The 22,580-nt window shown below is 62.9% G+C and carries 23 protein-coding genes and 1 pseudogene; 14 read left to right on the plus strand and 10 right to left on the minus strand.

Annotation, left to right across the window (positions count from 1 at the left end; translation table 11 throughout):
* The first annotated feature begins 89 nt into the window (after positions 1-89).
* Both MU558_RS15830 and MU558_RS15835 read left to right on the plus strand, forming a co-directional pair.
* The gene (locus MU558_RS15830; protein WP_246968599.1) at positions 90-854 is read left to right on the plus strand and encodes a PRC-barrel domain-containing protein; all 765 of its coding nucleotides are present in this window, start codon (positions 90-92) and stop codon (positions 852-854) included.
* Positions 855-979: 125 nt separating this feature from the next.
* A complete protein-coding gene (locus MU558_RS15835) occupies positions 980-1,687 on the plus strand; it encodes a phosphatase PAP2 family protein (protein ID WP_246968603.1) in 708 nt (235 codons plus the stop codon).
* 1 nt (position 1,688) lies between these two features.
* Here MU558_RS15835 and MU558_RS15840 read toward each other — a convergent pair whose 3' ends face one another.
* Together MU558_RS15840 and MU558_RS15845 are read right to left on the minus strand one after the other, a co-directional pair.
* Positions 1,689-2,567 (minus strand): amidohydrolase family protein, encoded by an 879-nt coding sequence (locus tag MU558_RS15840; protein ID WP_246968606.1) that lies wholly within the window; start codon positions 2,565-2,567, stop codon positions 1,689-1,691.
* 57 nt (positions 2,568-2,624) lie between these two features.
* The gene (locus tag MU558_RS15845) at positions 2,625-3,623 is read right to left on the minus strand and encodes a CapA family protein (RefSeq protein ID WP_246968609.1); all 999 of its coding nucleotides are present in this window, start codon (positions 3,621-3,623) and stop codon (positions 2,625-2,627) included.
* 137 nt (positions 3,624-3,760) lie between these two features.
* On the opposite strand from MU558_RS15845, the gene MU558_RS15850 reads away from it, so the two are divergent.
* Entirely contained in the window at positions 3,761-4,207 is a 447-nt protein-coding gene (locus MU558_RS15850) for a universal stress protein (protein WP_246968612.1), read from the plus strand.
* Between the two features lie 12 nt (positions 4,208-4,219).
* Here the strand turns inward: MU558_RS15850 and MU558_RS15855 are convergent, their stop codons facing one another.
* A complete protein-coding gene (locus MU558_RS15855; RefSeq protein ID WP_246968615.1) occupies positions 4,220-4,651 on the minus strand; it encodes a universal stress protein in 432 nt (143 codons plus the stop codon).
* A gap of 324 nt (positions 4,652-4,975) precedes the next feature.
* On the opposite strand from MU558_RS15855, the gene MU558_RS15860 reads away from it, so the two are divergent.
* Complete coding sequence (locus MU558_RS15860; RefSeq protein WP_246968632.1) at positions 4,976-5,527, plus strand: NUDIX hydrolase; 552 nt, start codon at positions 4,976-4,978, stop codon at positions 5,525-5,527.
* A gap of 13 nt (positions 5,528-5,540) precedes the next feature.
* Here MU558_RS15860 and MU558_RS15865 read toward each other — a convergent pair whose 3' ends face one another.
* The 3 genes from MU558_RS15865 to pyrB all read right to left on the minus strand — a co-directional run bounded on the left by MU558_RS15865 (position 5,541) and on the right by pyrB (position 7,987).
* Positions 5,541-6,374 carry a hypothetical protein gene (locus MU558_RS15865; protein WP_246968635.1) on the minus strand — a complete coding sequence of 278 codons (834 nt, stop codon included), beginning with the start codon at positions 6,372-6,374 and terminating at the stop codon, positions 5,541-5,543.
* Between the two features lie 228 nt (positions 6,375-6,602).
* Positions 6,603-7,076 carry an aspartate carbamoyltransferase regulatory subunit gene (pyrI, locus tag MU558_RS15870; RefSeq protein ID WP_246968638.1) on the minus strand — a complete coding sequence of 158 codons (474 nt, stop codon included), beginning with the start codon at positions 7,074-7,076 and terminating at the stop codon, positions 6,603-6,605.
* Positions 7,073-7,987 carry an aspartate carbamoyltransferase gene (gene pyrB / locus MU558_RS15875; protein WP_246968641.1) on the minus strand — a complete coding sequence of 305 codons (915 nt, stop codon included), beginning with the start codon at positions 7,985-7,987 and terminating at the stop codon, positions 7,073-7,075. The genes pyrI and pyrB overlap by 4 nt, the downstream gene beginning before the upstream one ends.
* Before the next feature lie 93 nt (positions 7,988-8,080).
* Between pyrB and MU558_RS15880 the strand changes: the two genes are divergently transcribed.
* A complete protein-coding gene (locus tag MU558_RS15880; RefSeq protein ID WP_246968644.1) occupies positions 8,081-9,379 on the plus strand; it encodes a DUF7125 family protein in 1,299 nt (432 codons plus the stop codon).
* Between the two features lie 75 nt (positions 9,380-9,454).
* Here the strand turns inward: MU558_RS15880 and MU558_RS23545 are convergent, their stop codons facing one another.
* On the minus strand, positions 9,455-9,841 hold the full coding sequence (locus MU558_RS23545; RefSeq protein ID WP_486642000.1) for a DUF7972 family membrane protein: 387 nt from the start codon (positions 9,839-9,841) through the stop codon (positions 9,455-9,457).
* A 128-nt stretch (positions 9,842-9,969) separates the two neighbouring features.
* Between MU558_RS23545 and MU558_RS15890 the strand changes: the two genes are divergently transcribed.
* From MU558_RS15890 to MU558_RS15905, 4 genes and pseudogenes are all read left to right on the plus strand, one after another.
* Positions 9,970-11,073 (plus strand): outer membrane protein assembly factor BamB family protein, encoded by a 1,104-nt coding sequence (locus tag MU558_RS15890; protein ID WP_246968649.1) that lies wholly within the window; start codon positions 9,970-9,972, stop codon positions 11,071-11,073.
* Between the two features lie 142 nt (positions 11,074-11,215).
* Positions 11,216-11,878: a hypothetical protein gene (locus MU558_RS15895; RefSeq protein WP_246968665.1), complete on the plus strand. Its 663-nt coding sequence runs from the start codon at positions 11,216-11,218 to the stop codon at positions 11,876-11,878.
* Positions 11,838-12,720: pseudogene (locus tag MU558_RS15900) on the plus strand (IS1595-like element ISNpe28 family transposase). Before MU558_RS15895 ends, MU558_RS15900 begins: the two are co-directional and overlap by 41 nt.
* Positions 12,721-13,520: 800 nt before the next feature.
* Positions 13,521-14,705 (plus strand): outer membrane protein assembly factor BamB family protein, encoded by a 1,185-nt coding sequence (locus MU558_RS15905; protein WP_246968668.1) that lies wholly within the window; start codon positions 13,521-13,523, stop codon positions 14,703-14,705.
* A 245-nt stretch (positions 14,706-14,950) separates the two neighbouring features.
* Here MU558_RS15905 and MU558_RS15910 read toward each other — a convergent pair whose 3' ends face one another.
* Entirely contained in the window at positions 14,951-15,088 is a 138-nt protein-coding gene (locus MU558_RS15910) for a hypothetical protein (protein ID WP_246968671.1), read from the minus strand.
* Between the two features lie 114 nt (positions 15,089-15,202).
* Complete coding sequence (locus tag MU558_RS15915; protein WP_246968674.1) at positions 15,203-16,162, minus strand: FKBP-type peptidyl-prolyl cis-trans isomerase; 960 nt, start codon at positions 16,160-16,162, stop codon at positions 15,203-15,205.
* 91 nt (positions 16,163-16,253) lie between these two features.
* Between MU558_RS15915 and cyaB the strand changes: the two genes are divergently transcribed.
* The 5 genes from cyaB (at position 16,254) to MU558_RS15940 (ending at position 21,329) form a co-directional block, all read left to right on the plus strand.
* Positions 16,254-16,799: a class IV adenylate cyclase gene (gene cyaB, locus MU558_RS15920; protein WP_246968677.1), complete on the plus strand. Its 546-nt coding sequence runs from the start codon at positions 16,254-16,256 to the stop codon at positions 16,797-16,799.
* Positions 16,800-16,899: 100 nt separating this feature from the next.
* Positions 16,900-18,105 (plus strand): methionine adenosyltransferase, encoded by a 1,206-nt coding sequence (locus MU558_RS15925; RefSeq protein WP_246968680.1) that lies wholly within the window; start codon positions 16,900-16,902, stop codon positions 18,103-18,105.
* A gap of 125 nt (positions 18,106-18,230) precedes the next feature.
* Positions 18,231-19,460 (plus strand): MFS transporter, encoded by a 1,230-nt coding sequence (locus MU558_RS15930; RefSeq protein WP_246968683.1) that lies wholly within the window; start codon positions 18,231-18,233, stop codon positions 19,458-19,460.
* 48 nt (positions 19,461-19,508) lie between these two features.
* Positions 19,509-20,687, plus strand: a complete 1,179-nt coding sequence (locus MU558_RS15935; protein ID WP_246968685.1) for a tRNA sulfurtransferase — start codon at positions 19,509-19,511, stop codon at positions 20,685-20,687.
* Positions 20,688-20,780: 93 nt separating this feature from the next.
* Positions 20,781-21,329, plus strand: a complete 549-nt coding sequence (locus MU558_RS15940) for a DUF5804 family protein (protein ID WP_246968688.1) — start codon at positions 20,781-20,783, stop codon at positions 21,327-21,329.
* A gap of 208 nt (positions 21,330-21,537) precedes the next feature.
* Here MU558_RS15940 and MU558_RS15945 read toward each other — a convergent pair whose 3' ends face one another.
* Complete coding sequence (locus tag MU558_RS15945) at positions 21,538-22,524, minus strand: PLP-dependent cysteine synthase family protein (RefSeq protein WP_246968690.1); 987 nt, start codon at positions 22,522-22,524, stop codon at positions 21,538-21,540.
* Between the last annotated feature and the right edge of the window lie 56 nt (positions 22,525-22,580).

A 22,580-nucleotide genomic window follows, 5' to 3' on the forward strand; every position in this document is an offset into this window, starting at 1 on the left:
ATTTTTGCGGCGAGTCACGACGACGCATCGGCTCGACCGGCCTGTGCAGGCACCTGTTGCTTGGCACCGGTCGCATAGTCTCTAGTGCCATGTCAGCACGACTTTCGGACGACGACGTCGGCAAGCCAGTCGTGAACGCGAACGGCGAGCGGATCGGGACGGTCGCGACCGTCGAAGGCGACGCAGTTCGCGTCGATCCGGACACCGGACTGACCGAGACGATCAAAGCGGCGCTTGGCTGGTCGAAGCCGTCGACCCGATCGTACGTCCTCGACGAGGACGCCGTGGAACGAGTTACGAACGACGAAGTCCGGCTGAAAGGGAGCGAACCACCCGAAGCGAATCGATCGACGAGAGATGGTAAAAGCGGTCCTGCGACGGACGAGAAGGCCACCCCGGACAGCAGATCCGGCGTCTTCGACCCGAATCGCCGCGAGCCCGGTGTAGGCGACCTCGAGTCCGAACACGGGGTCGACCCCGAGGACGCGATCAGTCGCGAGGAACGTCGCGAGACGGGGACGACCCGAGAACTGGAGGTCGATCCGACCGAGGTGACGAACCGGGAACCGGAGGCAGAGCTCCGGCCAGAGGAGGACGTGGGCGACCGCACCGACGCCGAGGTCGAACCGACCGACCCGTCGGAGCGAACCGACGCTCGAGTCGACCCCGAGGCGGACCGCGGCCGGACGGACACCGACGTCGGCCTCGAGCGCGGTGACGACCTCCGCTACTCGGTGCCGTCCGAAGCGGAGTCGGAAGAACCCGACGAGATGGAGCTGCGCGAGACAGAACCTGCAGACGACCGCGCCAGGGACGCCGGCGCGGAGGACGACGAGGACGACCTGTCCTCGTAAGCGAGCCCCCGGCTGGAGAGACCGACATTCGAGTCCGATCCAGCGAGTTCATCGACTCGAGCGCTCGCGAGAGTGCGACCCGTCTGCGTCAGGTACATGACGCTCGCTCACAGAGTGGCGAGTGAATGTCGAGGGCAATCGGCGAGTTCGGCGTCCAGGAGTTCGTCCCCGAGTGGGCGGCGCTGATCGTCGCGCTCGTCACCCAGCTGGGTGACATCTGGTTCGTCTCGGTACTGCTCGGGTGGCTCTACCTGCGCACCCGACGCGAGGAGGTTGCCGTCCTCGTCGCCCAGACCGTGGGCGCGATCGGCCTGCTGTACGTCCTCAAGTATCTGTTCGCGTATCCGCGACCGGACCAGGCGCTGGTCGCGCTCGAGCAACTGCCCGCGGTGCTCCGGCCGCTGTACGCGTCGACGGCACACGCCGGCGGCTACGGCTTCCCGAGCGGTCACGCGCTCGTCACGACGGTCGTCTACGTCGGCCTGGCGCGAACGCTGTCGGTCGGGACCGCCCGTCGGCGCTACCTCGCGGCGGGGACGGTCGTCGCGGCCGTCTCGCTCTCGCGGGTCCTGCTCGGCGTCCACTACCTCGTGGACGTCCTCGCGGGCGTCGCGGTCGGCCTCGTCTACCTCGCTGCGACGTCAGCGCTCTTCGAGGAATACGGCGATCGCCACACACTGCCGTTCGTCGTCGCGTTCGCGCTCTCGGTCGTCGCCGTCTTCGTGACGGGCTTTCACCTCGACGCGCTCGCGCTACTGGCCGTCGCGTTCGCGGCGCTCGTGCTCTCGCGTCGCCCCTCGGTCGGTCGATCCGTCGTCGGCGTCTTCGACTAGCCTAGAGGTCGAAGAACGACTCCGCGTTCTCCCAGAGGATCTTTCGCTGGACCTCGGGTGAGAGGTCGAGTTCGGCGAACTGCTCGAGCCACGGCTCGGGTTCGAGCATGGGGTAGTCGGTGCCGAACATGACCTTGTCTTTGAGCAGCGACTTCGCGTAGTGGAGCACCTGGTCGTCGATGTACCGGGGCATCCACCCCGAGAGGTCCATGTAGACGTTGCCCTTTTGCTGGCAGATGGCGAGCTGTTCTTTCTCCCAGGGGAACGCGGGGTGGGCGATGAGGATCTGCAGGTCGGGGAAGTTCGCCGCCACGTCGTCGATCAACATCGGGTTGCCGTACTTGATCTGCAGGCCGCGCCCGCCGGGCGCACAGGCCCCGAGAGTCGAGTTCCCGCCGTGGAAGACGACGGGCACGCCGAGGTCCTCGATCGTCGCCCACAGTTCTTCGTGCTCGGGATCGGACGGATCGAAGCCCTGGGCGATCTGCTGGAACTTGAACCCCGAGAGATCGAGGTCGTCGACACAGCGGATCGCCTCCTCGACGCAGTCGTCTTTGAGGGGATCGACGGAGCCGAAACCGACGAAGAAGTCGTCGTACTCGTCGCGGACCTCCGCGACGTAGTCGTTCGGGACCGGTGGGTTCCCGGTGTTCGTCTCGGCGTCCCACCCCAGCAAGACGGTGCGGCCGACGCCGACCTCGCGGTACTCCTCGATCATGTTCTCGTAGGTGTCGGTCTCGAGGTCGGCACCGAAGCGGTCGGCGGCGTCTCGCATCATCTCGCCGCCGGCGTCGTGGAGGAACTCGCTCGTCGGCTGGTGGGCGTGGGTGTCGATCGCCCGCGGTCCGTCGGCCTCCTCGAGTACTGTCGGGAGCGACATGTGACAGGATGGGTCCGGTGTGCTAAAAGGTGCGACGCTTTCGACGTCGGCGACCTGCTACTCGAGTTCGAGGACGAGTTCCTCGTCGTCGCGCTCGAACGTCGTACCGAACGGCTCGGAGAGGTCGCGCATCCGCTCGCGTGACCACGACGCCGCCGGCTCTTTGGCCCGGTAGACGGCGCAGCTGTCGATCTGGGTTGGGAACAGTCGCAGCGACTCGATCGTTCCAGAGGGAGCGAGTCGGACCTCGAAGAGAAAACTCCGGTCGTTGTGTAGCTGTCGATCGACTGCGTAGTCGTCGACGAAGTCGCCACAGTCGTAGAGGACTGGAACGCCGTCGACGACCTCGATTCCCTGGAAGACGTGCGCGCTGTGGCCGTGGATCAGGTCGACGCCCTCGTCGACGAGAAAGCGTGCGAACTGGCGAAACTCCGGTGGCGGTTCCTCGACCATGTTCGGCCCCCAGTGTAGCGAGGCCACGAGCAGGTCCGGCTCTGCTGCCCGTGCATCCGACAGCGCCCGCGCTGCTCGCTCTCGAGTCTCCTCCTGGTCGTCCCGGATCGGCACGTACGCGGTCCCCGGCTCGTCGGAACCCGCCGCGTACTCCGGTGTGTTGTCGGTCAGAGAGACGAACGCGACCGTCAGCCCGCCGACTTCGATCGTCGCCGGTTCGAACGCTGCCGCCTCGGTTCGGCCCGCTCCCGCGTGGGCGATCCCCGCCTCCTCGAGTTCGTCGAGGGTGTCCTCGAGGGCAGGTTCCTCGAAGTCGAGGACGTGGTTGTTCGCGAGTGCTGCAAACGAGACGTCCACGTCCGTCAGCGCGGGGACGGCCCAGTCGGGATCGGCGCGGAAGTGAAAGGGACGGTGCGTCCTCGTCCAGGGCTGTCCGCGAGTCGAGAGCGTACACTCGAGGTTGATCGCCAGGCAATCGAGCGACTGGAGGCGTTCGCGGACGTCCCCCCAGACGGCACCGACGTTCCGATCTCGCTGACGGTCGTCGACCAGCCGGCCGAGCATCACGTCGCCCGTCAGCCCGAATCGAAGCGCGTTGGCCATGGTCGGCCGTCGTACGATACGCAGGTGGATAAAAGATCGACCACGGGTGGTCGCGACGCGCCCGGGAGATCGGCCGACTCGAGGCCCCAACAGAGCTTTATAAGTCAATCGACTAGTTGATAGGTAGGTGTTCACCAGTGCACTTTCTCGTCGCAACCGACGGCTCGCCGGAGAGCGACCAGGCGCTTCGCCACGCGATCGACGTCGCCGACGCGGCCGGGGCCGACCTGACCGTCCTCCACGTCGTCACGCCACGGGTCTACTCCGAGGGCGTCGAACCGATCCGCTCGCTGTCGGACGCCGACCGCCGACTGATCCTCGAGAACGTCGAGAACGCAGAAGAGCGCGGCGAATCGATCCTCGAGGACGCAACGGAGGTGGCGTCCGAATCCGGACTCGACGTCGAGACCGAACTCCTCTACGGTGAACCGGTCGAGAGCATCGTCGACTACGCCGATCCGGACGTCCACGACGGGCTCTTCGTCGGCCACCGCGGTCTCTCGGAGCGTGCCGAATCGTTGCTCGGGAGCGTCGCGAACGGACTCGTCCGGCACGCGCCGATTCCCGTCACCGTCGTCAGGTAACGGTCGGGGTCATCACGTCTCCGGCCGGCTGACCACCAGCACGGGCACCTCGGAGAGTCGAACGATTTTTTCGGTGACGCTTCCCAGCAGATACCGCTCGATCCCCGCCCGACCGTGGGTCCCCATGACGAGCAGGTCGACGTCGTGTGCGTCGGCGTACGCGAGGATCTCCCGGTGTGGCGTTCCACGGACGACGGCGGTCGTGACCGGCTCGAGGTCGGTCGCACGCGCCTGGCCGGCGACGTCGTCGACGATCCGTTCGCCCGCGGTCTCGAACTCCTCGACGATCGCCCCGGTGTCGACGTCGTCGGCGAAGATCGTCGCGTCGACGACGTAGAGGACGTGCAACTCGGCGTCGTACCGGTCGGCGAGATCGATCGCGTGCTCGAGTGCGTGTTCCGTCGTCTCGCTGCCGTCCGTCGGGAAGAGAATGCGTTCGTACATCGGTTCCGACGTACGGTTCCGACGGACAAAACGGTGTGCGCACACGAGCGACGTTCCTGCCTCTCGACGCCCGCTCGAGAGGACACTGCGAGTGACTGTTACGACCGAAGCGTTATTCCGGTCGTCCGGCGTACGCGCCACTATGTCCACGTTCCCGCTCACTTCGTCTCATACTACCAGACAACAGTCAGTGACTACTCGATCGCGTCTCGACGGCTGTCGTCAGCGACGACAGTGTCTCGAGTGCGATCGATGGCTGAACCGTGTTGTCCGGCAGTATCAGTCCGGATCAACTCCCGACGACTGCGACGCCTGGCCAGGCCGATGGCAGTCGACGAACTGACGCTTCGGGCCGACGAAGCGTCCCGCTGCGCCGAGGACGCGTACCGACGCCTCGAGGCCAGGTACGACGAGTTCGTCGAACGCGACCGAACGCAGCGCGTCTCACGGCGACGGTTTCGCACCCTCGTCGAGCGCATTCGGCGGACCGGTGCACCGTTTGGCGCGCACACGATCGTCTACCGCGAGTCGGGCGAACTGCTCCTGGTTCGCCACGAGGGCGTCGACCTCTGGGTGCTCCCGGGCGGTGGCGTCGACGGCGGCGAGTCGTTCGCCGAGACGGCACGCCGCGAACTCGCCGAGGAGGCGGGGGTCGAAGCGCGATACGACGGCCTCGCGATGGTTACCAGGATCGAACTCGACGCGTCGGGGTACCGAACCTGGGGCGTCCTCCCGATTTTCGCTGCCAGGGCAGAGACGTTCGAACCCGACGTCACGGACCCCGACGGCGAGATCTCGGTCGCGCGGTGGTTTTCGAAACTGCCGGAAGACACGCGCGATCGGGACGACCTGCTCGCGTGGCGAGCACGGAACTGACGGACGACCGGCGCTACTCGTCCGGATCGCCGTAGCTGACACCCTCGCGCTTGTCGGCGCGCATCCGGCGAATCGCCGCTCTGGCGTTCCCCGCCTCGTATCCGAAGAAGACGTCTTTCCCGTAGGCGTCGGCGACCTCGGCTGCGTGGATCAGGTCGTCGACGTCGACGTCGACCGCGTACAGTTCGATGCTAAACGGCGTCTCGAGTGCGCTCTCGAATCCGCTCGCGATCACCTCGAGCCAGTAGGTCGTCGAGTAGGCCATGTCGTACAGCGGGACGACGAACTCGTCGACGACCTCCTCGAGCGCCTCGAGGTCGAGGCCGGCGCGTTCGTAGAGGTGGCCGGGGTAGGGGTCGGGGTAGAGCGTCAGGTAGACGCGACCCGGGACGTGCTCGACGGCCTCCTCGACGAACTCGGTGATGACGCTGGCGCGCCACTCGAGGCGGTCGTCGTACTCGCTGGCTTCGAACCGCTCGTCACAGACCTCACAGTGACAGTACTCGGCCCGGGGAAAGCCGACGTCGTCGAGGCGAACGTCCTCGTTTGCGTCGGCGCAGTCGTCGATGATCTCGAGGAGTCCCTCGCGGTACTCCTCGCGGGACGGACAGATGTACGCCCAGTCGAAGTACGGTTGCTCGCGCGTCGCGCGTCGTCCCTCGTCGTCGACCGGGACGAGCGACGGGTCGGCGTCGGCGGCGGCGTTGTCACCGAAACACGAGACCATGTTGATGGCATCGGGCACCGGATCCGCAGACCGGCCGGTGACGTCTTTGACTTCGTAGAACCCGCGGTCGAACTCCTTCCAGTTCACTTCCTCGGCGTTGCGCGTGACGACGCCATACATAGACGAGCGTAGAGACCGCAGAGAGTAAGGCGTTCGGAATCCCCCGCTACTCCGCTGGTTCGTACTCGACTTCGACGTCGGAGGAGCCACCGCCGACGACCTTCCAGAGGAGAGCGATTACGACCAGCGCGACCAGTATTTTAACAGTACGTGACATGTACGGATAAACGGTCGGGCGGTACGCACTTAGACTTTTCTAGAGGTCGACTCGAGAACCGTCGCGAACGGTCACTCGCGGATCAACTCGGCGATGTTCTCGCGGACGATCGTTCCGCAGTAGTCACACCGGACGCCGTCCTCGAGGACCTCGAAGCGACTCGTGACCGGTTCGTCCGTCGCAGTGATGCAGTCCGCGTTGGGACACTCAAGGACGCCCTCGACGACGTCGGGACGTTCGACGCGGTGTTTCGCCTCGACGTCGTAATCGCGGACGATGTTGATCGTCGCGTCGGGGGCGATCAGCGAGAGGACGTCGACTTCGTCCTGGCTCAACTCCCGGCCCTCGACTTTGACGATGTCCTTTCGGGCGAGTCGATCCGAGGGGACGTTCATTCCCACGGAGACCTCCTCGCCTCTCGAGCCGTCGATGCCGAGGATGGCGAGGACGTTGATCGCCTGTCCCCCGCGAATGTGGTCGATGACGGTGCCGTCGCGGATCTTGCTGACCCGCAGTTTGTGGTCGTTGGCGTTGGAGTCGCTCATGCAGAATCACCCAGGAGTAAGTCGAGCAGCGCCATCCGAACGGGAACGCCGTTGTGTGCCTGCTCGAAGTACGACGCGTGGTCGGTCTCGTCGACGTCCGGCGCAATCTCGTCGACGCGTGGCAGTGGGTGCATCACGGTCAGGTCGTCGCTTGCCGCCTCGAGCGTCTCGAGGTCGATCTGGTACTGGCCGGCGACCTTCTGGTACTCGTCTTCGTCCGGGAATCGCTCGCGCTGGATCCGGGTGACGTAGAGGACGTCGAGAGTGGGGAGCACGTCGTCTAGATCGTCGTGTTCCCGGACCGTTGCGCCCTCCTGGTGGAGGTCGTAGACGACCTCGCGGGGCAACTGGAGGCTCTCGGGGCTGATGAAGTGTTGCTGGGCGTCGAAGTTCGTCAGCGCGTACGCGAGCGAGTGGACTGTCCGCCCGTACTTCAGGTCGCCCATGATGCCGATGGTGAGGTCGTCGAGTCCGGCGTTCTCGCGGATGGTGTAGAGGTCCAGCAAGGTCTGTGACGGGTGGTGGCCTGCCCCGTCGCCGGCGTTGACGAGCGGCACGTCGACGTACTCGCTCGCCATCTTCGGTGCTCCCTGTCGTGGGTGGCGCAAGACGAGCGCGTCCGCGTACCCCTCGATGACGCGGACGGTGTCGGCCAGGGTCTCGCCTTTCTTCACGCTCGAGGACTCGATCGAGCCCATGTCGACGACGTCGCCCCCCAGACGCTTCATCGCCGTCTCGAAGCTCATCTTCGTCCGCGTGCTCGGTTCGAAAAAGAGCAGGCCGAGGAGCGTTCCTGCGTACTTCCCGGCTACGGCCTCCGGATCCGCGTCGATCTCGGCTGCGCGGTCGAGGACCGTCTCGATGTCCGCACGCGAGAGTTGTTTGCTCGTGATGAGGTGATCGTGGCGCATCTGTTCGCTAGGGCTCTCCCGTGGCCCTTGAATCTCTCCATTCGGTGTCCGTCAGACCTGACGTTCAAGACGGATGACGCGGCCAGCCTCGCTATGATCGCAATCGTCGGTGCGAAAGGCGGCTGTGGAAAGACCACGACGACGATCGGCCTCGCGGACGCGTTCACACGTGCTGGACGTCCGACGGTCGCCGTCGACGCGGACCGACAGCTCCCGAACTTGCACCTCCTCGCGGACGTCGACCGGAAGCCGACGATCGCCACGATCGACGACGAATCCGACGTGACCGACCTCGCTCGACGGACAGTTCCGGGAACGGAGGCGACCGTCGGCGTCGTCCCCGCGCCGACCGAGTCGGAGACCGTCGACTTCGGACGCCGTCTCCGTCGGCTCGAGTCGGCCTCCGTGGAGACCGTCCTCGACTGCCCGTCCGGCGTGGGACCGCACGTGACCGAACCACTCGAGTTCGCCGACGTGGCCGTCGTCGTGACGACGGGGACCGACCGAAGCGTCGCCGCCGCGAGAAAGACCGTCGACGTCGCACGCCGACTCGGCGTCCCCGTGGGCGGTACGATCGTTACCCGCACGGACACGGCGACCGTTCCACGATCGATCGAGAAGCGACTCGACGTGTCGGTGATCGAGACGGTCCCCGAGACGCCGTCGCCACTCGAGGCGGAATCGGCCAGAGCGGCGTACGACGGCGTCGCAGCGGCGCTCAAGGCAAAGAGTTATCAACGGCGTGCGGGAATTACTCACAATCGTATGGTGGGTCGGCTGGAGACCGGGATCGACGTGTTGGATCGGAAACTCGACGGAGGCCTCCCGCCGGGCTGTGTCGTGGCGTACACTGCCGAGCCGGCCAGCCAGTCGGAGCTGTTGTTGTACGAACTGACGGCCGCCCGCGGAACGCTGTATCTCTCGACTCAGCGATCGGACAGCGCCATTCGAACGGCTATCGACGAGTCGATGGCCGAGGTCGGCAGTCCGACCGTCCGACAGGTCAACAGCGAGCAGCCACTCGAGGAGACGAGGCGGCTGATCGGCGCGCTCCCGGACGGAGCCAACCTCATCGTCGACCCGATGGACGTCCTCGAGCGCACGGACCGCGGTGAGTACGTCGACTTTCTCAACGACCTCAAAGAGCGCATGCTCGAGACCCGCAGTATCGCGATCTTGCACTGTCTCAAAGGCGACGACGAACCAGCGAACCGGTCGACGACCCTCCACCTCGCCGACGCCGTCTTCGACCTCCGGACGGCCGTCAACGCGACCGAACTCGAGAACCACCTCACGATCCCCAAGTACCGCCGCGGCGGTGCCCCGACCGAGGCGATCAAACTCGAGCTGTCGGAGCGAGTCGAGATCGACACCAGCCGCGACATCGCCTGATAACGTCTGCCGTCCGTCGTTTCCGGTACAACCGTGTGCAGTCCTGCGGTTTTCCGAAAACAGGGACAGCAGGTATCAACGCTCCTGCTCTGGCGTCATAAACGGCATGACCGCCGCCGTCCGTTCCGTGACCGTCGCGGGACGGCGGATGTACGAAAACAGCACCGTGACCGGGATCACGCCCACCGTGATCGCGATCGAGAACGACGCCCGCTGGATCGGTTTCGAGACAACGGGACCGTCGCTTCCCGTCAGGACGAGCAACGCGGTGACGGCGACGGCGATACCGACGGCGGGCACTCCCACGTGGCGGAGGAACCTCGAGAGTTCGGAGCGTTCGACCTGCAGGTAGATCGACGTGAAGTTCTGGCGAGCGGCGTCGATCTCCTCGAGCTTCCGGACCTGGTAGGTGGAGGTCGTCTCGAGGGTCGTCGACAGGATGTGGTAATATGCGTTAGTAATATGTTAGTGAAACTGGAAGTTGAGCAGAGATGAGACACAGATCCTCCCGTCGGCGGTTCCTCGCTGTGACTGGTGCGATAGCCCTCGCGGGCTGTACTGGTGTTTCGGACAACGACGAGACAGTCGACTTGCCCGACGAGAAGACGACCGATCTCGATCCGATCGGTACCGAGTGGCCGATGAAGTATGGAGACGCACAACGTACTGGACACGTGGGCGTCGACTCCGGATCGAGACCGGACGAGCTCGCGTGGGAGTGGAGTGGTTCCAGTGTCATGACCAGGCCAGTGATGGCTGACAACCGGCTCTTTTTCTCGCCGAGAGGATCTCAGGCGATGGCTCTCGATGCACAGACGGGGGAGGCACTGTGGAGTAAGGAGGATATCTTTGGGCTTGACGCAGCAGATGGGGAGCTCGTATATGGGCGAAAGAACATTGTGGGGCAGTTCGACTCGTATCTCGTTGCATACGATGCGAAAACAGGCGAAGTAGAGTGGAAACAGGATGCAGAACATAGCGGGATAGCAACACTATACGACGGGTTCCTCTACTATGGAAGCGAGGGGTTCTGGAAACGCTCAGCTGACGACGGTGAGTTGATGTGGTCTGTCGAAGAGAATGATACCCCCCATCCGATCGCAGTCAACGATCGCGGTGTTTTCGGGATCGTCTTCGATAGGATCGTTCACATCGATCACGAGGGAGAGTTCGTGTGGGAACAATCGACCGATGGTCGATTCGGTGATTACCTCACACTGGTCGACGATCTCGTTCTCGTGGATATGCATGAAAAACGTTCTGGACCTACCGATACGAATCTTCACGCGTTCGATGCGGATTCCGGTGAACGGCGATGGGAATACGAGATCGACGACTCGTATATAATCACGAACCCGGTAGTCAACGACGATCGCATATTTGTCATGGATCGTGACGGGGTCGTACACGCGATAACGCTCGAGGGCGACCGTCTCTGGACGGTCGACGCCGATCCGAATTCCGAGGGCTGGTACGGATCGGCGATCCCCTACGGAATCACGGCGACGGACTCCTGGCTGTACGTAATGGGATTCGACGACTCCGTCCACGTGTTGGACCCGGATTCCGACTCGGGACTGTCTGAAGCGAAGTGGGACTACGTGCCGTTTTTCCCTCCGTTCGTCGTCGACGACGTTGCGTTCATCGTCAACGGAAGTGACAGTGCGTCTGTCACAGCGGTCACGCTGACATAATAGCCTTCTGGCGGTCAGTCGGATACGTCCCGAAAAGTTCCTATAATACTATTATTTGGGTTTTCAATTTTTGATAATTTACATTAGGTCTTTTTCTAATCAAGTTGAAAAACTTACATGTATGCCTGATTCACATGATGGCATGTCACGGCGCAAAGTCCTTGGAGTAATTGCAGCTACCAGTCTCACTACGACCGGGACTGTGGCAGCAAGCAATCCATCACGAAAAAAAGGATCTGCAATTCGTTTCGGTGTGCCTGGCGATCCAGTTGAGCTCGGCGCAATCGAAGACATCCAGGCGGATGCATTCGACCGCCATGAGAACGTCGACGACGAGGATAAGATCGTAGTGGAACCAAACCTCGAGGAATCGCGTGAAGTTCTCGCGTACGCACAGTACGTCGACGACAATGGTGCTATGTGGTCGCACTTTGGATACGGTCGGCCAGATTCGTATTACACGGAAGAGAACTTCGGACTCGAGTTCGACGAAGACGTTCCGAAGCATAAACGTAATAGCATTCTGAGAAGAGAGATCAGAAAAGCACGCGAGAGCGATGATGATGTTGCTGGAATACACGACCGTGCGAGGGCGTTCCTCAAGGATGGTGACAGTGTCTCTCCATCAGAGTACAGTGTCTCTCCGGACGACTGTGTTTCCGATGACGACTGTGAACGGAAGGACGGTGAAGAGTATAAATCATCTTCGCTCATCTCGATAAGTCGTAACATCAATTTTCCTTACTCTCCAAGTGTCTTCCAAGATGGACGAGAAGTCTGCGCAAGTGTTCCTTCCACCACGTGAGCGGTGCTTTGAACGTCTCCGTCTCGCCCGCTTCGGCGAGACGGTGACGTGTGTCCATTGCGAGAGTGACGACGTTGTCAAGCGCGGAACAACCGGAAAAGACGCCCAGCAGTACTGGTGCAAGGGGTGTGAGACGTACTTCAACGACCTCACAAACACGATCTTCGGCCAACATCGCTTCGAACTGGAAGAGATGTTCTATATCGTCAAGGAGATGCGATCTGAGCCGACCGCTCAGATCGCTCGTGACCTTGGCCGAGACTACGAAGCTGTTCTCAACTTCGTTCACAAAGTCCAGGATGTGAGCGGGAGATCGATGAATTTGAGCTGTACGATGTCTGTGAAGCTGACGAGATCTACGTAACAGCTGGTGAGAAAGGGATCGAAGACGAGGATCAGAGTCCGCGCAAGCGCGGACTCAAAAAAAGGGACGAGGACGATTCGAATCAGACAAACCACCGGTGTTGACACTCGTCCGTCGGGATGACGGACGAGTTCGGTTTCTCGTCTGCAAGGATCTCCAAGACGCCGACGAAGACATCGCTGAATACGGTGATGGAAGCGTCATCCTCTGTACCGATGATTACACAATCTACGACGAGATCGAGGAGAAGGAGGGGGTGGACGGCCATCTGGCCGTCACCCACTCCGACACCTACGTCATCGGCGATGCCCACACGAACACCTGTGAGAACCGCCACAGCTTCCTTCGCCAGTGGCTGGCGAAGTTCAGAGGTGTCTCAAAACATCATCTCCAACGGTATCTCAATTTCCTTGAACTGAAACTCAACGAACCAGATAGCTGGTTCGAGAAACTCCTATGTTACAATGTATCGGGATGAGCGATCATCTTTCTTCGAATCAGACAACTGGACTACTAGTCGGTATGTCCATGATCACATCGAAAAGTGTGATGGCTCCGCTTATGGTGAGTTCGACAATTTCTTCGAAATGCACCGATATCAATCTACGTTCGCACTAGCGTCTCAGCACAATATCTATCCTGGAGCAGGCCCCAATTCGTGTGATTCTAGCTCTTACTGGGAGTGCCATCGGGTTAATGCTACACATGACTGGCCAAGCGACAAGTCAATGTCTTCACGAGAACCATCGGGATCCCGTGACGGGGAGTACTCTCAGGATTTTACCCTCACCTATGGTGCTCCATCTATCTCATGGACGAACACTGTACCAGATATTTCACGAACTGATTATTCAAGTTCAGATCTCGTAGACATTCGGTGGAAATGGAATGATAACCGTGATGAATCAGAGACTCTAGGAGCTGGGAGTATTACTCCCTTCTATGAAATGCCGTATTGTTGGGATAGTATAGGGACTGCAGGTGGTGAGTTCACCGTACGCGACATAATTGGCTACAACATATACAAAAGCCTCGAAACCAGCTATGGATTTGCCTATACTGAATGCTAAAAAAGTGAGCTGATAGGTAGTTAGCAATAGAGCCACATTGTAGTGAACAGCGGACCTACTAGTTTTGGCCTGGCGATTGATCCAGCCGAGGATAGGTGTGCGTTTGACCGCGTCGCAAGACAGCCAAGCCGATGCTGAAATCCAGCAGTTTACGGGTGGTGGTAATATGCATTAGTAATATATTGGTGGAACTGGAAGTTGAGCAGAGATGAGACACAGATCCTCCCGTCGGCGGTTCCTCGCTGTGACTGGTGCGATAGCCCTCGCGGGCTGTACTGGTGTTTCGGACAACGACGAGACAGTCGACCTGCCCGACGAGAAGACGACCGATCTCGATCCGATCGGTACCGAGTGGCCGATGAAGTATGGAGACGCGCAACGTACTGGACACGTGGGCGTCGACTCCGGATCGAGACCGGACGAGCTCGCGTGGGAGTGGAGTGGTTCCAGTGTCATGACCAGGCCAGTGATGGCTGACAACCGGCTCTTTTTCTCACCGAGAGGATTTCAGGGGATGGCTCTCGATGCACAGACGGGGGAGGCACTGTGGAGTAAGGTGGATATCGCTGGACTTGGCGCAGCAGATAGCGAACTCGTATATGGGCGAAAGAACGGTATCGTCGCATACGATGCGAAAACAGGCGAAGTAGAGTGGAAACAGGATGCAGAGTATAGCGGGACCGCAACACTATACGACGGGTCCCTCTACTATGGAAGCAAGGGGTTCTGGAAACACTCAGCTGACGATGGTGAGTTGATGTGGTCTGTCGAAGAAAGTGGTACCACCGATCCGATCGCAGTCAACGATCGCGGTGTTTTCGGGATCGTCTTCGTAGATCGGATCGTTCACATCGATCACGAGGGAGAGTTCGTGTGGGAACAATCGACCGATGGTCGATTCGGTGATTACCTCACACTGGTCGACGATCTCGTTCTCGTGGATATGGACGCCAAACGTTCTGGACCTACCGATACGAATCTTCACGCGTTCGATGCGGATTCCGGTGAACGGCGATGGGAATACGAGATCGACGACTCGTATATAATCACGAACCCGGTAATCAACGACGATCGCATATTTGTCATGGATCGTGACGGGGTCGTACACGCGATAACGCTCGAGGGCGACCGTCTCTGGACGGTCGACGCCGATCCGAATTCCGAGGGCTGGTACGGATCGGCGATCCCCTACGGAATCACGGCGACGGACTCCTGGCTGTACGTAATGGGATTCGACGACTCCGTCCACGTGTTGGACCCGGATTCCGACTCGGGACTGACTGAAGCGAAGTGGGACTACGTGCCGTTTTTCCCTCCGTTCGTCGTCGACGACGTTGCGTTCATCGTCAATGGAAGTGACAGTGCGTCTGTCACAGCGGTCACGCTGACGTAATAGCCTTCTGGCGGTCAGTCGGATACGTCTCGAAAAGTTCCTATAATACTATTATTCAGGCTTCCAATTTTTGATAATTCACAGTAAGTGTCATTCGAAAGGTTAGTCGCTGCGAGCATCCCGATCGCGCCACGAGCACAGAATGGCCACAACCGACTGCGTCTCTGATAACGATAGCTGTGAGTCTGTACCGACGCAACCGCGGGCCGTCTTGCGGTTGCGTCGGTAACCAGTCACAGCCATCATTATGAGACGTCGATCCCCTCGAGTTTCTGAACCTGGTAGGCGGAGGTCGTCTCGAGGGTCGTCGACAGGACGTCGAAGATCCCGGACTCGCCCTCGTCGAGGAGTCCGTGGCGAGGTCGTTTCGTTCGAATCGACACAGCGAATCGGCGTCGCTGTCGGAGTCGAACGGCGACGACGTGCGCCGTCGCCGGGCGAAAAACGTCAGCCCTGCACTGCTCGCGGTCGTCCGTGCCGCGGGTGGCCGATTACTCCTACTCCTCGTCGAGGTCGCCCTCGAGTTCGTCGACGATCTCGTCGGCGTCGACGTCGGCGTCCTCGAGTGCGTCTTCGATGTCGCCGCCGCCCATACCGCCCATCATGCCGGGCATGCCCATGCCGCCCATGCCGTCGATGACCTCCTGGACGATGACGCGGTCGACGCCGACCTTGTCGATGACGTCCTGGGCGATCTGCTGTTTCGAGAACATCCACTGCTGGTTCATCGTCAACTGCGGCGTGGACTCGACGTACAGCGTCTCTTTCTCGACGGTCTCGGTTTCGAACTCGGGTTCGGCGTCCTCCTCATCTTCGTCGGGTTCGACGGGGACTTCCTCTTCGACCTCCTCGGTCTCGATCCAGAGTTCGGGTTCGACGTCGAGGAACATCTCGAACAGCCCTGCAGCGCGCTGTTCGCGGTCGTCGACGACGTCCGTGATCTCGTAGTCGTACTCGACGTCCTCGCCGGCGAGGGGGTGGTTGAAGTCGACGCGGGCGCGACCGCCGACGATCGTGCTGATGTGGCCGTGGCGGCCGTCGATGTCGATGTGTGCGCCGGGGTAGCGGTCGTCTTCGTCGATCTTCTCTGCGCTGATCGTCTCGACATCGTCGGGGTCGTACTCGCCGAACGCCTCCTCGGCGGGCACCGTGACGGTGCCGGAGGCGCCGGCCTCCTCGCCGATGACCTCGTCCTCGACGGCCTGGAAGATGTGGCCCTCGCCGAGCACGATGGTTCGTGGCTTGAATTCGCGACCCTGGTCGTCGACGCCTTCTTCTTCGGCGACGTCGGGGTCGGTCGTGTCCACCAGCTGACCGTCTTCGACGGTGCGGGCGGTGTAATCGATCTCGACGAAGTCGCCGGGCTGGAGCCCTTCGGTCTCGTCGGCTACGTCTTCGACTTCTTCGTCGACGTCATCGGCCTGCGCTTTCTGCTCGGCCTCCTCTTCCTCGGTCATACATGGTAGGTCCCGCCGTCGACATTTAAGGGCGACGTTTTTGCTCAGCGGGAACGACCGATACTTACGGCCGCTCTCCGTGGCCTCTGATATGTACGAGGTCGAAGTGAAAGTCCCTGCAGAACTCGAGTCCGTTCGCGACCGACTGGCGGAACTCGAGGCCGACCCGCTCGCGACCGTCGTTCAGGAGGACACCTACTACGATGCGCCCCACCGCTCGTTTCCGGACACCGACGAGGCGTTACGGATTCGACGCGAACGAAGGCGAGACGACAGCGGCGACGGAATCGTACGAATCACCTACAAGGGACCGCTGGTCGACGACGACTCGAAGACCCGCGAGGAAGTCGAGACGGGGGTCGACGACGCCGAGGAGATGGCCGCGATCCTCGCGAACCTCGGGTTCGACCCCGCGGCGACGGTCCAGAAGACGCGAGAACGGTTCGCTCTCGAGGGATACACGATCACGCTCGACGTCGTCGACGGCGTCGGCGAGTTCGTCGAGGTCGAAACCGAAACCGACGAAGACGAGATCGACGCCGCTCGTGACGGCGCGTTCGACGTCCTCGAGCGGCTCGGACTGGACCCCGACGAACAGCTCCGGACGTCGTACCTCGAGCTCGCACTCGAGGGCTGAGTCGGTGCCGCTCGCTCGCCCGGATGTATTATCCTGAGACATATTTCGCTCGACATAGCTTTTCGCAAGTTATAGAACCACGCCGACTCAAGATTCGGCAATGACCGAGCGGAACATCCGAGTCGAGCCGATCGACCGGCGAGCAGTAGAGGACCAGGGGATCGAGATCGTCGAACGAAAGGGAATCGGCCACCCCGACTCGATCTGTGACGGAATCGCAGAGAGCGTCGCGGGAGCGCTCGCACGCGAGTACATCGACCGCGTCGGTACGGTTTTGCACTTCAACACCGACGAGACGCAACTGGTCGCTGGCGAGGCCGCACCGGCGTTCGGCGGCGGCGAGGTCGTCGACCCCATCTACGTGCTGATCGTCGGTCGAGCCACGAAACGCTACGAGGGGACGACCATCCCGACCGAGAAGATCGCCCTCGAGGCGGCACGCGAGTATCTGGACGAGCACATCCCGAAACTCGAGTACGGCACCGACGTCGTCGTCGACGTCCGACTCGGCGAGGGAAGCGGCGACCTCCAGGAAGTCTTCGGGGAAGACGGCGCGACGGTGCCGATGGCCAACGACACGAGTTTCGGCGTCGGCCACGCGCCGCTGACCGAGACCGAGCAGATCGTCCTGAACGCCGAGCGGCGACTGAACGGCGAGTACGCGGCCGACCACCCCGAACTCGGCCCCGACGTGAAGATCATGGGCAAACGCGAGGGCGACCAGATCGACGTCACCGTCGCCGCCGCGATGGTCGACGAACACGTCGCGGACATGGACGAGTACGTCGAGGCCGTCGAGTCCGTCCGCGAGTACGTCCGCGACGTCGCCGCGGAGTACACCGACCGCGAGATCGACGTTCACGTCAACACGGCAGACGACTACGAGGAGGGCTCGATCTACCTCACCGTCACCGGTACCTCCGCGGAGAACGGAGACGACGGCTCCGTCGGCCGGGGCAACCGCGCGAACGGCCTCATCACGCCCAACCGCTCGATGTCGATGGAGGCGACCAGCGGCAAGAACCCGGTCAACCACATCGGGAAGATCTACAACCTGCTGTCGACGGAGATCGCCGAGAGCGTCGTCGACGACGTCGACGGCATCCGCGACATGCGGGTCCGCCTGCTCTCCCAGATCGGCCGCCCGATCGACCAGCCCCACGTCGCCGACGTCCACGTCGTCACCGAAGACGGCGTCTCGGTCGCCGACGTCGAAGACGAGATCGAGGCGATCGTCGACCAGCAACTCGCCGACGTGACCGGTATCACCCGCCGCGTCGTCGACGGCGAACTGACGACGTTCTGACAACGAATCGAGAGCGGTCGATTCGACGACTCCTCTCCGCGCTCCGGGTTCGACAGACACAAACCACCTCGCGTGGTACCGAGCGGACGAATTGCGATTCGAAACATCACAGCGAGGGGTCGACGGTGTCTGACTCGAGTCCGAACCCGCGACGCGTGGTCTACGCGGTCGTCGCGAGTACATTCTTCGTCGGCTTCGGCGGTGGCGTCGTCTTCCCGATCCTGCCGAACCTCGGCGAGGTCCTCGGGATCTCCGCGTTTCTGGTCGGCATCATCCTGAGTGCCAACCGCTTCGTCAGGCTGGTGAGCAACGCCCCCGCGGGCGCACTCGTCGATCGGATCGGCACCCGAACGCCGTTCGTCGCCGGCCTCGCGATCGAGGGTGTCGCGACGTTCGGGTACGTGATCGCCATCAACTCGGCGGTACCGGAGGTCTGGTTCCTCCTCGCCCGGATCCTCTGGGGGCTGGGCAGTGCGTTCGTCTTCGCGACAGCGTATACGATCACGGCAGACGTCAGCGAGGCCGACTCGCGCGGGACCAGTATGGGGATCGTCCGTGCCGGAATCACGTTCGGCTTCCCGGCTGGACTCGTCCTCGGCGGCGTCGTCAGCGACCTCTACGGGAACTCGGAGGCGTTCGTCCTCGCCGCCGCGTTCGCCGCGTTCGCGAGCGTCGTCGCCTACCTGATCGTCCCCGAGACCCACGTCGAGGGCGCGAAAGAGTCGGTCAAACCGTGGGACGTCGAACGCACGGTCCCCGCACTCACCGTCGGTCTCGTCAACTTCGGGCTCTACTTCGCGTACATCGGTGTGCTGTTCTCGACGCTCGTCCTCCTGCTCGGCGCTCGAGAGATCACCGTCTTCGGTCTCGACTCGCAGGGCTCCTCGGGGATGTTGATGGCCGTAACCGTCCTCGCCGGCGCGACGTTCACGCTCGGCGGCGGGGTGTTGAGCGACACGGTCGGCGCTCGCGTCCCGGTCTTGCTCGCCTTTCTCGCCACGACCTGCGTCGGCTTTGCCACCCTCGCCGTTTCCTCGTCGATCGAACTTCTCGTAGTCGCGTGTTTCCTGATCGGCGCGGGACAGGGTGGTGTCGGTGGCCCGCTGACCGCCCTCCTCGCGGACCTCTCGCCCGAGGAGCGGATGGGTCGTGCGATGGGCACGAACAACGTCCTCGGCGACGTCGGCGGCGGACTTGGGCCGCTGGTCTCGCTGCCGCTCGTCCAGCGACTCGGCTTCGAGACCGTCTACGCGATCAGCGCGCTCGTCCCCCTCCTTGCGGGCCTGGTGCTCGTCGTCGGCATCTACGTCCACACTGGCCGGCTGAGTCCGACGATTCCGGAGTCGCTCGGATGAGAGCCACCTCGTAATCCCCTTATAACCCTGACCGACTATTCCCGTTATATGCACCCACCAGGAGCTGACGTCGTTCTCGTCCGTCACGGGGACGTGAACACGAAGAGCACGCAGGTAAAGCGGTACATGGTGGGGATGCTCGCCGACAACCTCGAGGCCCTCCTGGAGGACCGATCGGTCCCCGGTGACGTCGAACGGCGCTGGAACCGACCCCTGATCCACACGACCGAGGACGCGGTCGAAGACGCGACCACGGTCGCAGCCGACACCTTCGGCGTCGTCTCCGCGAGCGCCGCCCTCACGGTATCGCCCGAACTCGAGGCGATCAGCGAGGCGCTCGCCGAGACCGCCCGCGCCCACTACGATGGGGGTTCGTTCGCCGTCGACGCCCGCCGGGCCGACAAGGACCTCCCCTTCACCAGCGAGGACGTCGCCTACGAGGGCGGCGACGCCATCTGGGCGGCGGTCGAAGACGAGTTCGAACCCGAAGTTGACCTCGAGGATCCCGACCTCACCTTCGGCGTCGAGGTCCGCGAGGACGCCGCGTACCTCTACCTCGAGACGGTCGACGGACCAGGCGGCCTACCGCTTGGCTCGCAGGCACCCATGGTCGCGCTCGTCAGCGGCGGGATCGACTCGCCCGTCGCCGCCTACGAACTGATGCGACGCGGCAGTCCCGTGATCCCCGTCTACGTCGACCTCGGCGACTACGGCGGCCCCGACCACGAGGCGCGGGCGTACGAGACCGTCCGCTCGCTCGCCCGGTACGCGCCGAACTTCGAGATGGACGTCTACCGCGTCCCCGGCGGCGACACCGTCTCCCTGCTGGCCGAGACGATGGAACAGGGGCGGATGCTCTCGCTGCGACGCTTCTTCTACCGCGTCGCCGAACGAATCGCCGAGCGCGTCGACGCCAGCGGGATCGTCACCGGCGAGGCCGTCGGCCAGAAGTCGAGCCAGACCGCCCAGAACCTCGGCGTCACGAGTCACGCGACGAACCTCCCCATCCACCGGCCGTTGCTCACCTGGGACAAACAGGATATCGTCGCTCGCGCCCGCGAGATCGACACCTTCACCGACTCGACGATCCCCGCCGGTTGCAACCGGATCGCCCCCGACCAGGCCGAGACGAACGCGCGACTCGAGCCACTCCTCGAGGCCGAACCCGACGACGTACTCGAGCGCGCCGACGAGGCGGCGGCGAACGCGACGCTGATCGAACTGTGACTTTTTGATAGCTGTCCCGGCGACGGCAACAGCGTCGCTGAACGGCGACTGGAGACGAAAACGACATTACCACGACGCACACAGTACAGCACAGTGACGCGCGTCTGTCTCATCGGCTCCCCGGAGGTGAACCTGCGGTACGAACTCCTCTCTCGAGAGACCTCCCGCGAGGCGCTCGCGACCTACGACCTCGAGCGTCCCTTCGAGAACGCGCTGGCCGTCCGCACGGTAAGCGTCGGGGCCGCAGTGTCGCTGCTCAACGACCTCCAGTGGTACCTCGTCCGGTTCGTCGACGAGGCGCTCGTCCGCGAACCGAGCGTCAGCGAATCGGAGTGGCTCTCGCGCGACCTCGCCGAGTCGCTGCGAAACGGTGAGGTCGACCCCGAGAAGACCGGCGAGTTCCTGAAAGTCTACGGCGTCGAGCGAGCCGACGCCGGCGGTGACCCGGGCGACGCCGACGCTGGTACGGACGCCGAGACGGCGGAAAGCGGCGAGGCGGCGACGACGGTGCCACCCGCGACCGACCGACTCGTCGAACCGCTTTTCGTCCGCCGCACCGACGGCGAGGTGCCCGAGTACGACCTCCGGGACGTCGAGGACACGCTCGTCGTCCGGCTCACGGAATCCGAGTTCTCGCCGTGATCGGTCGGCGCACGCGCCTTTCGTTCTCTCCGATCGACGTACCTATCATACGGCTGCTGTAGTCATTTCCGGTGCAACCGCAGAGTGGTCGCGGTTGCACCGGGAAATCGGTACAGCAGACCGTATCATAACGATGGCTGTGAGTCGTTACCACAGCAACCGCGAACCATCGTGCGGTTGCGTCGGCACCCAGTCACAGCCATCATTATCAGTCGAACAGCCCGGTCGAGAGGTACCGTTCGCCGCTGTCCCAGAAGACGGTGACGACGAGCGGACAGTCCTCCGCGTCGTCGCCCGATTCGTCGTCGGCTTCCGCTGGGTCGCCGAACTGTCGTTCGAACGAACTCGCGGGCTCAGGACAGGACTGGTCGGGATCTGCGATCCGGCGGGCGACTTTCTGGGCGACGAGGCTCGTTGCGCCGCTGGACTGGCCGATCAGGATCCCCTCCTCTCGCGCGAGGCGGCGACACTCCTCCTCTGCGTCCTCGAGTCTGACCGTCTCGACGTCGTCGATCAGGTCGACGTCGAGGTTGTCGCTGACGAATCCGGGCCCCATCCCCTGGAACTCGTCCTGCCCGGACTCGCCGGTCGAGAGGACGGGGTTGCGTTCGGGTTCGACCGCGACGATCTCCACGTCGGGGAACTCCTCGCGGAGCCGTCGGCCGACACCGGACAGCGTCCCGCCGGTGCCGACGCCCGCGACGAAGGCGTCGACCTCGCGGTCGCCGACCTGTTCGACGATCTCCTCGCCGGTCGTCCGGTAGTGTGCCTCCGGGTTCGCGGGGTTCTCGAACTGCCCCAGCTGTACTGCACCCTCGGCTTCGATCTCGTCCGCCCGCTCGCGGGCGTCGGTCATGTCCCCCTCGACGAGCTCGAGGTCGGCGCCGTAGGCGGCCATGATCCGGCGACGCTCCTCGGACTTCGAGGCCGGCATGACGATCGTGAGGTCGTACCCGCGGGCGGCACAGACGAGCGCGAGGCCGATGCCGGTGTTCCCGCTGGTCGGTTCGACGATCCGATCGCCCGGCTCGAGGATCCCGTCGCGTTCGGCCGCGTAGACCATCGCCATCGCGGGGCGGTCTTTGGCCGATCCGCCGGGATTGAACGACTCGATCTTGGCGGCGACCGCCGCCCCCTCGGGTGAGTCCACCTGGACGAGCGGAGACCCGATAGTGTCCAGGATGCTTCCTTTCATTTCCCCTTCCTTGGAAGCCGACACGTAAACCCGTACTGGACCCCGGCAGGTCGTGC

The organism is Natribaculum luteum, from assembly GCF_023008545.1.
In the GTDB taxonomy this organism is placed as follows: Archaea; Halobacteriota; Halobacteria; order Halobacteriales; family Natrialbaceae; genus Natribaculum; species Natribaculum luteum.